Below are 14,666 nucleotides of genomic sequence, written 5' to 3'. Positions count from 1 at the left end.
CAATTGCCACCAACGCCTTTATTGACGTCATTATACGCAATGTAATATTTTTTACCTTTATTGAAAACCAATCCTTTAATCGTTATACATTTTGGATTGTCGTTAGGACAATCCTCCGCCCAGGTGCGTGGCATACGCACCTTAACTTCGCTTCTATGAAAGTTCAATAAGTTATAATCGTACAAGTGTGCGACGCAACAAAAGCATCATGCTTATCCAAATGCCCGGCTCATAACTTATCTTTACTGTAAACGATCATATCATGTTTCAACGCTTAAAGCTGCAACAATTATTTATTTTATTTTTTATTAGTGTATTGCTTATAAGTTGCGCTGCAAAACCACCACAGGAAACAGGCGATTTCAAACAAACAGACCTTGTGGAATTAATAAAACTTGACTCAACGATCAAATTAGATATTCGTTATGCAACTAGTAATAACCTTGTGGGCAGGCCTGTATATGCGGAAGCAAGGGCTTTTCTGCAACGCCCTGCAGCAGAGGCTTTGGTAAAAATAAATGCAGCACTAAAACCATTGGGTTATGGTTTATTGGTTTTCGATGGTTACAGACCATGGAGCGTAACAAAATTATTTTGGGACATTACTTCGGAAGAAAATAAAAAGTTTGTTGCAGATCCCAAAAAAGGTTCAAGACATAACCGAGGTTGTGCAGTTGATCTTAGTTTATATGATCTTGCTACGGGTAAAGAAATTGAAATGACCGGCGTATATGATGAAATGAGTGAGCGTTCTTATCCCGATTATAAAGGAGGCACAGATCAACAGCGCAAAATGCGTGACCTGCTACGTTCAAAAATGGAAGCAAATGGGTTTACAGTTTATCCCTATGAATGGTGGCATTATGATTTTAATGGATGGGAGCATTATCATATTGGTAATATTCCTTTTTCAACCCTCTAAATCTCCCTAAAGGGAGACTTAGAATAAATTCCATTCAATATATTAATTTCACTTCTAATACAGGCATATATAAAAGCAATTGATTGATTCATTCGTATCTTGTTACACATAAAAAATTGCACATGAAAAAATTTCTTACGGTTGCCTTTCTTTTTGTTGTAAATATTTCCTTTGCTAATATTCAATTACCTGCAGTGTTGAGCAGTAATATGGTGCTGCAACAACAAAGCAATGTAAAGTTGTGGGGCTGGGCAGCACCTGCAGAAATGATCTACATCACCACTTCATGGAATAATAAAACAGATTCAGTAAAAGCCACAAGAGATGCCAACTGGCAACTAATGGTGCAAACACCCACTGCTGGCGGGCCTTACACAATTACATTTAAAGGACAGAATACAGTTGTACTTGATAATGTATTGATAGGTGAAGTGTGGATCTGTTCCGGTCAGTCAAATATGGAAATGAATGAGCAATGGGGTTTGCCAGATTTAAAAGCTGAGCTGCCAACCTGTGCCAATAAAAATATCCGTTTCTTTTATATTCCTAAAACAACATCATCAACACCACAGGATGATACAAAAGCGCAATGGACCCTCTGCGATTCCAATACACTCAAGCCTTTTAGCGCAGTGGGTTATTTCTTTGGTAAGAAATTAAATGCAGATCTGAATGTGCCCATAGGTCTTATCAATGCCAACTGGGGTGGCACTCCTGCAGAAGTATGGACGCCTGCCGAACTAGTCAATAATGATCCCGAATTAAAAGCTTCTGCGGCAAAGCAGCAACCATACGATTGGTGGCCATTAACACCCGGTGCAACTTTCAATGGTATGTTGGCACCTGTTACTAATTTTTCAATTGCAGGTGCTATATGGTACCAGGGAGAAGGTAATACAATTGCCCCAAACACTTATGGTAAATTATTTACAACAATGATCGACTCATGGCGCAAAGCATGGAATAAAGACATTCCTTTTTATTATGTGCAGATAGCTCCTTTTACTTATGGTAATAATTATATCGGCAGCATTATACGTGAGCAGCAAACAAAAGTAATGGCGCATGAAAATGTTGGGATGGTTGTTACTACAGATCTTGTAAATGACACCACAGATATTCATCCAAAAAATAAACACGATGTTGGCTACAGGCTTGCCAATTGGGCTTTGGCAGAAACGTATCACAAAGAAGGTATCACTTACAAAAGCCCTATGTATAAAAGTATGGAAGTGCAAAAAGACAAAGCCATTATTTCATTCGATAATGCACCCAATGGTTTAATGGCAAAAGACAAAAATATTACCGCGCTTTATATTGCCGGTGCAGATAAAATATTTTATCCGGCCATTGCAAAAATCGAAAACAATAAACTCATTGTTTCTGCTAAAGAAGTGCCTCAACCAGTAGCAGTTCGCTTCTCTTTTTCCAACGCAGGTGTAGGAAATTTATTTAGTAAGGAAGGCTTACCGGTGGCGCCTTTCAGAACAGATGATTGGGAGTTGGATACAAGCAAAACCGAAAAGTAATTTTGAGCCCGGCTTCCTGATAATATTAAAGCTTTCGTTGCGTCGCACTCTTCAACTGCATCTGGTAACCGAGCTTTCGGGGAAAGCAATTTGCCTTCGAATAATAGATTTTTAGAAAAAAAACTCAATTCATACCAATGATTTGTTAATTGAATCAACTGCTTATTTTATGGCATACTTTTTCTTGTTCTATTTGTATAAACAATTTAGAAAAATGATTTTAGTAAGCATCATATTAATAAGCGCCGGACTTGGAAGAGCGATTTACATTGAAAAGCAGGCTGATAAAAAAAGAATTTTATAATTTAGAAAGTAACTGTTTATTCTTTATAAATTTTTATTTCTTTCTTTCCTTCAGATGTAATGTATGCCCTGTACATCCCTTCTGTATTAAAGGGCATGGCAATGTTCCCATCTTTATCAATAGCAATCATACCGCCGTCTCCTCCAAGTGCACCAAGCTGTTTCATAATCATTTCATCAGATGCATCTTTTAAACTTTGATGCGCCAGTTCCATTCTGTCACTGATAGTTTTTGCCATTACCAGACGAATATAAAATTCACCCCAACCTGTACAACTGATGGCGCATGTTGCATTGTTGGCATAAGTACCTGCACCAATAATTGGCGCATCACCCACACGGCCAAATTTTTTGTTTGTCATGCCACCTGTACTGGTACCGGCAGCAAGATTGCCATACATGTCTAATGCTACACAGCCAACTGTTCCATACTTATAATCTCTGTTGCCTGGTTGTTTAAGTAGAGCTTTTGATGAGTCATGATCAAGCAACGTTTTAGTTGAATCTTCTGCTTTTATTTTTTGCAACGCATCCCATCTTTCCTTTGTAAAAAAATAAGAGGGATCAACAATGGTACAACCTGATTGCTGCGCAAATTTTTCTGCACCTTTTCCCGTCATCATTACATGTTCACTTTTATCCATAACAGCCCTTGCTGCTGTAATAGGATTTTTTATAGTAGTAACACCCGCAACTGAACCGGCTTTTAAATTGCTTCCATCCATAATTGCTGCATCCATTTCATTCCTCCCTTCATTTGTAAATACTGCTCCTTTACCTGCATTAAACAATGGGTTGTCTTCTAACACTTTTATTGCTGCAAGAACTGCATCCAGTGCGGTTCCTCCTTTTGCCAGTATATCATTGCCCGCAGTTAATGCATCGTTCAAACCCTGTGTGTATAGTTTTTCTTTTTCAGGTGTCATCTGACTTTTTAAAATAGTGCCGGCGCCTCCATGTATTACCAATGCAAATTTCTTATTGCCGTTCTGCTGAGCAATGGCACTTACAATACTTGTAAAAAATAAAATTGATAAAATATATTTTTTCATGCGTATAAGTTTAAAAGAGAAATTTTATGAACTCAGCTTTTACAATATTATCAACGCCTGTTGCGTCGCACACTTCAACGTCCAGTTTATTATGCAGCAATATATAACATCGTCATTTATCAGGAATATTTTCAGAAGCTAATGTTTATGAACAGGAGCAATCATTTTCTATATTGCTTGTTTACAATTGCTTAAGTATACTTTGTAATGATTATACTACAAACAGTGTAAAAAAATAATTACAATACATTCAGACATGTGTCTATTGTGCAACAACCATGATTGTAATTCCTTTGTATTACTACTTTGATCTAGTACATCAAAGGTATGTTTTCAAGAATTGGTTATAAGCCTGCTTATTCATAGGCGGGCTTTATTTTTTATAGCATGCATATTTTTTAATGTTCAATAAGGAACAAAGCGTATAAGTGAGTGACACAACGAAAGCTTAATAGTAGCAAAGCAGTTAAGTACATAAAACAAAATGCCCCCAAACTTTGAGAGCACTTTTTTGAGTATAGGTAATAACTAAACCAATTCTTCTTTCTCCGCTTTACTATATTCATCAATAAGCTTGCGTTGCAGGTCGTAAGGCACAGCAGCATATTCATGAAATTTACTTTTGAATTTGGCGCGGCCCTGCGTAATGCTGCGCAGTGATGAGGAATAACCTTCCATTTCTGCAAGCGGCACTTTGGCAATGATCTTTTGAAAATGCCCTTCTGCATCTATGCCTTCAACGATTGCCCTGCGTGTTTGCAGATCGCCCATTACAGCGCCGGTAATATCATCAGGACATAATACTTCTACCTGGTAAATGGGTTCAAGTATTTGTGGATCAGCCTGCTGGAATGCCTGCCTGAATGCCTGCAGGCCGGCTATCTTGAAGGAAATATCATTGCTGTCAACAGGATGCATCTTTCCATCATATACACATACACGCACATCACGTACATAAGAACCGGTAAGCGGCCCGGTCTGCATTTTTTCCATCACACCTTTTAGAACAGATGGAAGAAAACGTGTATCGATGGCACCGCCAACAATACAATTATAGAACACAAGATTACCACCCCAGTCTAATGGATAAGTATCCCGGCCACGTACATTTAAACCCGCAGGTTCGGGCATGCCTTCATGCCATGGCTCAATACGCATAAATACTTCACCAAACTGGCCAGCACCGCCACTTTGTTTTTTGTGACGATAACTTGCATCGGCCATTTTACGTATCGTTTCGCGGTAAGGAATTCTTGGTTTGGTAAACCTTACTTCAAGTTTATGATTGTGTTCAATTTTCCATTTGGCAACTGCAAGATGCATATCGCCCTGGCAATGTATCAGTAATTGTTTTAATTCCTGAGAATGTTCGATAATAATTGTTGGATCTTCTTCTCTTAACTGGTGTAATGCAACGGATAATTTCTCTTCTTCGCCTTTCTTAATTGTTTCAATGGCAACCGTCATATTTGGCAAAGGAAATTCGATTGGGGTTAATTCATAGTTCTTCCCTTTTATGTGCAATGTATTGTTTACATGCGTGTTTCTAAGCTTAAGTGTTGCACCAATATCACCTGCAACCAATTCATTTGTGTTAATACGTTTGTTGCCTTCTACCATGAACAACTGATTGATCTTTTCACTTACACCAGTTGTTTCATTTTCCAGTTCCATCCCACTCTTAACTGTGCCTGAATATACTTTGAAATAAGATAGTTCACCAACATGTGGTTCGCTCACTGTCTTGTAAACAAAGATGCATGCAGGGCCATTGGCATCACATGGAAGTATGTTCCCGGTTCTTGTTATTTGTGATGGCATTTCGTTGGCGCTAGGGCAAACATTGTCTATAAAACCCATCAAACGTCCGCTGCCCATATTGCGTTCTGCAGATAAACAGAAGAGTGGAAACAAGTCGTGATTGATCATGGCTTTTTTCAAGCCCATCTTCATATCATCTTCATCTAACTCTCCCTTATCAAAATATTTTTCCATCAGAAATTCATCATTGCTGGCAATAGCTTCAATCAGTTCTTTGTGCAACTCTTCTGCCCTTGCTTTTTCTTCATCGGGTATAGGTAATTTATCAGGTTTACCACCTGTATCACGAAACTTATACATGGTCATACGCAGCACATCAATGATCTCATGGAAGCCAGCACCTTGTTGTCTTGGGTATTGCACCACCAACACTTTATTTCCGAAATGATTTTTTGCTTCTGCAACTGTTCGGTCAAAATCTGCACGGTCATCATCCAGTTTATTTACTGCAAAGATCATCGGTGTTTTAAACTGCTCTGTATAATCCCAGATAATATCGGTAGTAACTTCAACACCCATAACGGCGTTCAATAGCATAACGCCAGTATCAGCAACGCGCAATGCAGAAATAACTTCGCCAACAAAATCATCATAACCCGGTGTATCAATTATGTTGATCTTGTAACCGCGCCATTTAGTGTGCATGAGCTTGCTAAAAATAGAATTACCACGTTCCTGTTCAAGCTCGTGGTAATCTCCTACGGTGTTCCGTTCGGCAATTGTTCCGCGGCGGTTAATTAGTCCAGCTTCATAGAGCATGCACTCCGCCAATGTTGTCTTACCAGAGCCTGCGTGGCCCAGCAAGACAATGCTTTTTACGTGTGAGGTATCAAATTCAGCCATGGCAAATAATTTTTTAATAGTGATAAAATATATTTCACCAGTATTATCTATTACGGATATTTTTTGAGCCAGGCTGTATTGCTACTATAATGCTTTCGTTGCGTCGCACTCTTGTACGCTTTGTATGCGCGTAAACAGGAATACAACACTATCTCTATGTTGATACAGTTTCAATAAATAAAAAGGTCCAGTCTATAAATTCTTTTACCCGTAATCTTTAATTCCGGAGAAGGGCTTTGTGCCGTTGCACAAGCAATCGTGCAATCGTTAATTATAATTTGCTGTTGCAATACTTCTTACATACTGGTAAAAATCTGTGCGTAATTCATCCAGCATATTTTGCAAAGAATGATATTCATCATAAAGATGTTCATGTTCTGCGTAAGTATCGTCAGTAATGTTTCCTTGATTTTCCGAGACTTCGAATTGGACTTTTTTGTCGTGAGATTTAACAGCCTGCTTAAGATCGTGGATGTTGATGAGTTGGATGTGGAGTTGATTTTGGTAGTGTTCGAGGCCTGTTAACTGATCTTTGGAGAGGGCTTTGTTAGCAACATTCTGAAGTTCGTGTTTGAGCTTGTTAAACTCATCTCTTAAGGAATGTAAACTCTCTCTCCATTGATTACACTCCTTTGAGAGCTGTGAGATGTCTGTCTGAACCATTGGATTAAATTTTAAAAGGTGATAAAATTCCTCGGCGGTTCGTCGGGGTGTGAAATGCTATACTAAATGTAAGATAGTTTTACTGAAAAAAATCATTTTTTTTATTTGATTTTACCCATTACATGAACGATAAAAATGTAGTGTTTGGAAATGAAGTTTTTAGGTTCGTTACAAATATTTTTTAGTAAATCTTTGTAGGGTTACGCCGCACAATATTATAGTGTACAAGAGTGCGACGCAAAGAAGATGCCATGAAACGCGATGGCTTGTAACCAAAAAATAATTATGTTCAATGTTAACGATATTAAAATAAAGTATTTTTCCTGAATCAATTTTAAACTGCGTTAATCTTTTTGATTTCCCTGTTGTCTCATACATTGCTATCATTTTTTTACTCCTGCTTCAAAAACGATTCATTCTTTATTTAAAACAAAAATTTACATCATGAAGCCTTCTTTGTCACGGCGGTTATTACCGCTTTGTGCCTTGCTGACCATATGCGTACTATCCTGTAAAAAAAATGAAAGCTCTGCTTCAACCACATCCCAACAAACCACAGAGACCTTGTTAATGAATGCAACCAATGTTGCTGCTGATGCAACAAATCTTCAAAGTATGGATATGGAAGATGTTATGGGAAGTGATTCTGCTGCAGATTGCAGAACCATAACTTATGACACTTTAAAAACAGTATATCCGCATGTTAAAACAGTAGATTATGGCACAGGCTGCATGGGACCTGATGGCGTTATGCGTAAGGGGAAAAGAATCATCACGGTATATGCTGATGCATTAACAGCAAGTCCCGGAACATTGATAAGCGTAACAACATTCGAGGATTTTTATGTGGATGATATAAATATAAAAGGTATGGTGCAATCTTATATTGATTCTACTTCAACTGCAGATGTGCCTGTCATAAAAAATGTTGCAGAGAAAATATTATCAACTTCAGATGGTGACTCCAAAACGATAAGCTCTGTTAATTACTGGAAAAAGATTGAAGGCGTTAACACGCTTAACCGTCATGATGATGTCTTTGAAATTACCGGATCTGCATCAGGCAATGAAACACTTGATGGCGCTACAGAAATGCAATGGTCTTCTCAAATAAACAGTGAACATCATGTAATTAAACCGGTAAGTTGTGATTTCAGAACCAAGGGTGCTATTGATATACAACTGCACATCATAACAGGTGGCAGTTCGAATTTTACAGAATATCTTGATTATGGTGATGGTACCTGCGATAATAAAGCAACTTTATCAATCAATGGAGGTACAGCAAAAGAAATTACACTACCGCTTTATTTTTGGCCGTTGAGTTTATAAAAACATCCCGGAAACATGCAAACAACAAGCCATCAAATTTTTTTGATGGCTTTGTTTTATAGAGAGATATTTTGATACAAACTGTAGATTGCATGGCATCATCGGTTGTGTCACTCACTTGAACTTTCTATTCGTTATTCTGCAAGCAGTGATAAATTGTTTTTATCTCTCTCCTTTTCGAGATTCTGAAATATTGGCTTTATCTGTTTTACTTTTTAATTCAATTATGTTTTCTAAATATGCTTTTCTTGCTTTATTTAATTGTTCTCTTCGATCTTTCCTTTTTATTTACATAGAATCCAAAATAAAGAGCAATTATTATAAGAAGAAGCCCGCCAGGTAAAGGGATATTATTCATATCCTCACATTTATATGGTGATTTGCTAAATACTCTTTCAATTCAGGAATTCCTACTTCTTTAAAATGAAAAATGCTGGCTGCTAAAGCTGCATCTGCTTTTGCATTTTCAAAAACATCTACGAAGTGCTGCATTGTTCCACCACCCCCGCTTGCAATCACAGGGACAGGAAGTGTTGTGGAAAGTGTATGGGTAATATCCAATGCAAAGCCTTGCTTCGTTCCGTCATGATTCATGGAAGTTAAGAGAATTTCTCCTGCGCCAAGATCAACTGCCTGCCTTGACCAATCAATACATTTCATTTCAGTTTTCGTTCTGCCTCCGTTGAGATATACATACCATTCGCCGTCTGCTTCTTTTTTTGTATCAATCGCAAGTACTACACATTGGCTGCCAAAATCTTTTTCCAGTTCTCTTATTAATGCAGGGCGTTTGAAAGCTGCGGTGTTAACAGAGATTTTATCAGCGCCATTTTGGAGCAACACACTAACATCTTTAACTGAGGAAATACCCCCGCCTACAGTAAATGGAATATTGATGTGATGTGAAATTTTGTTTACCAGTTCGCTAAGTGTTTTTCGTTTTTCAAAAGTTGCCGTAATATCAAGAAATACCAGCTCGTCGGCGCCTTGTTGTGCATACAATGCACCAAGTTCAACAGGATCGCCTGCATCACGAAGATCGACAAAGTTGGTGCCTTTGACAGTGCGTCCATCTTTTATATCAAGGCATGGTATGATGCGTTTGCAAAGCCCCCTCCGCCCCCTAAAGGGGGAACCTGAAACCTGTTCATTAGTTTCTGTCAGATTCATAGTATGAACTTTTTTAAATCGGTTAGCGAAATTCTGTTTTCATAAATGGCTTTACCAACAATAGCACCGCTACAGCCGATCTCTTTCAACTCTTCTAAATCTTTAAGTGAGCTTACCCCACCGCTTGCAATAAAATGCAGTTTAGGAAATTTTGTAATTATGTTTTTGTATAAGTGAATTGACGGGCCTTCAAGCTTTCCATCTTTGCTTACATCTGTGCAGAATATTTGCTGCACACCATGACCAATGTACTTCTGCATAAAGTCATAGATCCAAACATCTGTTGTTTCAAGCCAGCCACTTACTGCAATTTTTTCTTCTTTAACATCTGCGCCAAGTAAAAATTTATCTGCACCAAATGTGAGCAACCATTTTACAAATTCAAATTCATTCTTTACAGCAAGGCTTCCAATCGTTGCGAGAACGGCACCGGAATTGAAAACAATTTTTACATCTTCTTCTTTTTTTATACCACCACCAAAGTCAATCATCAAAGATGTTTTCGCAGCAATTGTTTCCAATACTTTCCAGTTCTTTACAGAACCTGCTTTTGCACCATCAAGATCTACAAGATGCAAACGCTGCAATCCTGCCTCTTCAAACTCTTTAGCTACTTCTAAAGGATGTTCATTGTATATTTTCTTTTGGTCATAATCGCCCTGTGTTAAGCGAACACATTTTCCATCTATAATATCTATTGCCGGAATTATCTGCATCTTTTATTTTGTTAGTTCATAAACTTCTTTCAATTCAGTGATAGCTATTTGTACATCTTCCGTTGTTGTTCTGTAATTAACAAAAGCTGCACGAATACAAAACTGACTTTTGTAAACAGTTGGCGTCATAAAAACTTTACCACGTTTATTTAATTCATTTAGAAGTGTTGCTATCTTCTCTTTAGCATTGTTTGTATCTTTTATGGTAAAGCAAACGGTATTCAACCTTACGGGTGCTGCCAATTTGAAATAAGAAGAATTTTCTAAAGCTTCACCAAGTTGTTGTGCAAGACTGATATTATGTTCAACGATTTGCCTGTGACCATCTTTACCATAAGCCATTAATGTAAACCATGCAGGCAAAGCCCTGAAACGTCTTGAATTTTCCGGCACATAATTTAAATAAGTAAAGTTCTGAAGCGGATCACCAAGGTAGGGCGCATTAGAATTCTGGAATGTCTGTACCTGCAGCATTGCATGTTCTTTGCGTGTAAAGATCACTGCACTGTCATAAGGGACGTTCAACCATTTGTGATTATCAACTGTAATGCTGTCTGCCAGTTCCCAACCTTTTAATAAATTTTTGTATGCAGGCGCACATGCGGCGAACCCTCCAAAGGCTGCATCAATATGCCACCAAAAATGGTATTTCCTTTTTAATGATGCAATGAATTGCATATCATCAAAATCAACAGTGTTAACTGTTCCACCACTTGCTATTAGAATAAAAGGTTCTTGCGGATGCTCGCTGATCATGTATTCAAATGCTTTTGTATCCATGCATTCGCGTTCAGGCAAAGTTGGTATCATGATAACATTGCTGCTGCCGATACCAAGCATTGCCAACGATTTTATTGCAGAAGAGTGTGGCACGGCAGTATAAATTTTTATACTGCTTTTGATACCTTCTATAGCAACATCGTATCCTTTTTGTTTACCATACCATTGCCTTGCTACTGCCAGTCCTGTAAAGTTTGACATGGTGGCGCCTGTTACAAATGCCCCCATAAACACTTCCGGTAATTCAAATAATTGTAACAATAATTTGATGGTATGCAGTTCCAGTTTTGCAGAAACATCACCATTGCCTTTTTCACTTTGTGTATTCTGATCAAACACGGCAGCCAGCCAGTCTCCTGCAATGGCCGCAGGTGTTGTACCGCCAGTAACAAAGCCCCAGTAACGTGGCCCTGATGAGGCAACAATATTGTCAAGAAACCCTTCCTCAAATAATTGTTGCGTTGCTACATATCCTAAACCTGTTTGTGGTAATGCAGATAATTTAAATTCAGCATTTGATTTTGATGTAGCCCTGCCCTGAATATTTTCAAGATAAGTGTTACTCAAATCTTTTACTGATTCAAGTATTGCAGATATATTATTGAGGTCGTTTTGTAAAATGGCATTCATATCTGTAATTTTTTTATGAGTCCTTCTTTTACTTATATATTGAGCTGCGTTGCGTCGCACACTTGTACATTGATTAAAACCTAACAGGTTTTAAAACCTGTTAGGTTTCCATATCTACATCTCTATAAAATTTTTAAGAATGCTTTCTCCGACCTGTGCACTTTTTTCCGGATGAAATTGTACACCATAGAAATTATCTCTGTGCAAACCTGAACTGTAGGGCTGCACATAATTTGTCGTTGCAATGGTATGTGCACCCAATGCGGCATAGTAGCTATGTACAAAATAACAGTAGCTGTTATCTGCGAGTCCTTTAAAAAGATCAGTCTTCAAATTGTAAATATTGTTCCAACCAATTTGCGGTACTTTAATTGATTTATCTGTTGGTTTGAACTGTTTTACTTCTTCGTCAAAAATTCCGATGCATTTAGTATCATTTTCCTCAGAATACTTACACATTAACTGCATGCCAAGACAAACACCAAGTACAGGTTGTGTTAGGCTTTTAAGTAATACATCTAATCCCCTTTCTTTTAAATAACGCATGGCGCTGCTGGCTTCTCCCACTCCCGGAAAGATTACTTTATCTGCAGACTTTATCTTTTCATGATCATCCGTAACAACAGCTTCTGCACCTATTCTTTCCAATGCATAAAGAACAGATTGAATGTTGCCCGCATTATATTTTACGATAATTAAATTCATTATTTCAAAATAGAATCAAGAAATATTTTTGTTGTTCTTTCAATATCTGTTGTATTTTCCAATGCTTTGATGTATGCAGTTCCTATTATTGCCCCATTTGCATGACTGCAAGCCATACCAAATGTGTGCTTATCTTTTATACCAAAGCCAACAAGGATTGGATTCTTTAAGTTCATCTTTTGCAATCTTTCCAGGTAAGTTTCTACAGGTGAAAAATCTTTATCGCTTCCTGTAATAGAAGAGGAGGAGACCGCATATAAGAAACCGCGACTTAATGAGTCTAATTTTTTTATCCGTTCTTCTGATGTTTCCGGCGTTACAAGAAAAATAAAATCTAATCCATAACGCTGAATAATTTCACCATACTCTGTTTCAAATTCATGCTCCGGTAAGTCAGGAAGAATTAATCCATCTATTGGTGCATCGGCACAGTATTGACAAAATTTTTCAAAGCCAAATTGTAAAACCGGGTTCATGTAGCCCATCAAAATAACTGGCACATAAATTTCTTTTCTAAAATCTTTTAGCTGTTGAAATAAAACATCAATGCTCATTCCATTCTCTAAAGCCTTGCTGCCACTGGCTTGTATCACTGGTCCGTCTGCAAGTGGATCACTGTAAGGCATGCCAAGTTCAATAAGGTCAGCACCATTATCCTGTAATGCTTTCATTACTTTTATTGTACTGTCTAACTGTGGATAGCCAGCAGTGCAATAGACGTTAAGTACTCTTTCTTTTTTTCTTTGGAATAATTCTTCTAACCTGTTCATTGATTGATTCTTTATTGCTCAATTATATTCTATCAGTACAAGTGTGCGACGCAACGATGTTTAATGCTTATTCAAAAGATTAGTACATAAAAAAATTATTCTTTAATATCCATGGCTTTCATATACGTCGCCAGATCTTTATCACCTCTGCCACTCAAACAAACAACAACAACATCACTCTGTTTAAATTTCATTTGATGCAACGCTGCCAATGCATGTGCACTTTCTAATGCAGGAATAATGCCTTCAAGTTTAGCCAATTCAAATGCAGCTTTCAAACTTTCATCATCTGTTGCACTTAAGAATGTGCCGCGACCACTCTCATACAAATGTGCATGCAAGGGACCCACACCCGGATAATCCAAGCCCGCTGAAATGCTGTGTGGCTCCACAACCTGACCATCTTCAGTTTGCATAACGAGACTTTTACTGCCATGCAAAATGCCGGGCTTACCAAGCTGCGTAGTTGCCGCACTCATGCCGCTGTTAACACCATGACCAGCCGCTTCAACAGCCACCAACTGCACACTCAACTCATCAAGATAATGATAGAACATGCCCGCCGCATTGCTGCCACCACCAACACAAGCCATTACATGCGTGGGTAATTCGGTGCCTGTTTTTTCTTTCAACTGCCAACGCGTTTCTTCGCTGATGATGCTTTGAAAACGCGCCACCATATCAGGGTACGGATGCGGACCAACCACGCTACCGATGATATAATGCGTATCAAGCGGATCATTGATCCATGCCCTGATAGCCTCATTGGTAGCATCTTTCAGCGTTTGACTGCCACTTGTTGCAGGCACCACTTTTGCACCAAGCATCTTCATGCGTGCAACATTTGGGGCCTGCCGTTCAATATCTTTCGAACCCATGTACACAACACATTCAATACCTTTCAATGCGCACACCGTTGCTGTTGCCACACCATGCTGACCGGCACCTGTTTCTGCAATAATGCGTTTCTTGCCAAGCTTTAACGCAAGCAAAATTTGCCCGACGGTATTATTGATTTTATGCGCACCGGTATGATTCAAATCTTCACGTTTCAGATATATATTTGTGTTGTGCAATTTGCTCAAACGCTTTGCCAGGTAGAGCGGCGTTGGTCTGCCCACATAATCATGCAGCAAATCTTTAAACTCTTTTTGAAACGCATCATCATACATTATCTCCAGGTATCTTGTGCGTAACTCTTCCACATTGCGATGCAGCATTTCCGGAATATATGCACCACCAAAATTTCCGTAGTAACCAAAAATATTTGGTTGCTTATATGTGCCTTTATTCAGCGGTGTTGTTATGTTTATCATTGTATATTTTTTATGAGCCCAACTTTTGAATTACTATGATGCTTTTCTTGCGTCGCACTCTTGTACTGAAAAACATTATTTGACTTCTTTGACTTATTTACAATTGTAAAATCA

12 protein-coding genes are annotated in these 14,666 nt (G+C 38.2%); 3 read left to right on the top strand and 9 right to left on the bottom strand.

Annotated elements, in window-relative coordinates:
- The first annotated feature begins 262 nt into the window (after positions 1-262).
- Both FRZ67_RS02465 and FRZ67_RS02460 read left to right on the top strand, forming a co-directional pair.
- The gene (locus FRZ67_RS02465; protein ID WP_147188024.1) at positions 263-922 is read left to right on the top strand and encodes a M15 family metallopeptidase; all 660 of its coding nucleotides are present in this window, start codon (positions 263-265) and stop codon (positions 920-922) included.
- 122 nt (positions 923-1,044) lie between these two features.
- Positions 1,045-2,451, top strand: a complete 1,407-nt coding sequence (locus FRZ67_RS02460) for a sialate O-acetylesterase (protein WP_147188023.1) — start codon at positions 1,045-1,047, stop codon at positions 2,449-2,451.
- A gap of 320 nt (positions 2,452-2,771) precedes the next feature.
- Here FRZ67_RS02460 and FRZ67_RS02455 read toward each other — a convergent pair whose 3' ends face one another.
- The 3 genes from FRZ67_RS02455 to FRZ67_RS02445 form a co-directional block, all read right to left on the bottom strand.
- The gene (locus FRZ67_RS02455) at positions 2,772-3,806 is read right to left on the bottom strand and encodes an isoaspartyl peptidase/L-asparaginase family protein (protein ID WP_147188022.1); all 1,035 of its coding nucleotides are present in this window, start codon (positions 3,804-3,806) and stop codon (positions 2,772-2,774) included.
- A gap of 528 nt (positions 3,807-4,334) precedes the next feature.
- On the bottom strand, positions 4,335-6,470 hold the full coding sequence (gene fusA2, locus FRZ67_RS02450) for an elongation factor G2 (protein ID WP_147188021.1): 2,136 nt from the start codon (positions 6,468-6,470) through the stop codon (positions 4,335-4,337).
- Positions 6,471-6,737: 267 nt separating this feature from the next.
- Positions 6,738-7,133, bottom strand: a complete 396-nt coding sequence (locus FRZ67_RS02445; RefSeq protein ID WP_147188020.1) for a hypothetical protein — start codon at positions 7,131-7,133, stop codon at positions 6,738-6,740.
- A gap of 444 nt (positions 7,134-7,577) precedes the next feature.
- Here FRZ67_RS02445 and FRZ67_RS02440 point away from each other — a divergent pair, with 444 nt between their 5' ends.
- Complete coding sequence (locus tag FRZ67_RS02440) at positions 7,578-8,465, top strand: hypothetical protein (RefSeq protein ID WP_147188019.1); 888 nt, start codon at positions 7,578-7,580, stop codon at positions 8,463-8,465.
- A 354-nt stretch (positions 8,466-8,819) separates the two neighbouring features.
- Here the strand turns inward: FRZ67_RS02440 and hisF are convergent, their stop codons facing one another.
- From hisF to trpB, 6 genes are all read right to left on the bottom strand, one after another.
- Positions 8,820-9,635, bottom strand: coding sequence for an imidazole glycerol phosphate synthase subunit HisF (gene hisF, locus FRZ67_RS02435; protein WP_147188018.1), 816 nt, complete (start codon positions 9,633-9,635; stop codon positions 8,820-8,822).
- Positions 9,632-10,351: a 1-(5-phosphoribosyl)-5-[(5-phosphoribosylamino)methylideneamino]imidazole-4-carboxamide isomerase gene (gene hisA, locus FRZ67_RS02430; protein ID WP_147188017.1), complete on the bottom strand. Its 720-nt coding sequence runs from the start codon at positions 10,349-10,351 to the stop codon at positions 9,632-9,634. Before hisA ends, hisF begins: the two co-directional genes overlap by 4 nt.
- Before the next feature lie 3 nt (positions 10,352-10,354).
- Complete coding sequence (locus FRZ67_RS02425; RefSeq protein ID WP_147188016.1) at positions 10,355-11,761, bottom strand: pyridoxal phosphate-dependent decarboxylase family protein; 1,407 nt, start codon at positions 11,759-11,761, stop codon at positions 10,355-10,357.
- Positions 11,762-11,875: 114 nt separating this feature from the next.
- Positions 11,876-12,466: an imidazole glycerol phosphate synthase subunit HisH gene (gene hisH / locus FRZ67_RS02420; protein WP_147188015.1), complete on the bottom strand. Its 591-nt coding sequence runs from the start codon at positions 12,464-12,466 to the stop codon at positions 11,876-11,878.
- The gene (gene trpA, locus FRZ67_RS02415; RefSeq protein WP_147188014.1) at positions 12,466-13,236 is read right to left on the bottom strand and encodes a tryptophan synthase subunit alpha; all 771 of its coding nucleotides are present in this window, start codon (positions 13,234-13,236) and stop codon (positions 12,466-12,468) included. Before trpA ends, hisH begins: the two co-directional genes overlap by 1 nt.
- A gap of 95 nt (positions 13,237-13,331) precedes the next feature.
- Positions 13,332-14,552, bottom strand: coding sequence for a tryptophan synthase subunit beta (gene trpB / locus FRZ67_RS02410; protein ID WP_147188013.1), 1,221 nt, complete (start codon positions 14,550-14,552; stop codon positions 13,332-13,334).
- Positions 14,553-14,666 lie beyond the last annotated feature (114 nt).

This window comes from Panacibacter ginsenosidivorans (assembly GCF_007971225.1).
GTDB classification, from domain to species: Bacteria; Bacteroidota; Bacteroidia; order Chitinophagales; family Chitinophagaceae; genus Panacibacter; species Panacibacter ginsenosidivorans.
The sequence above is the reverse complement of the archived record's forward strand: the minus strand, read 5'-3'. Positions and strand labels throughout refer to the sequence as shown.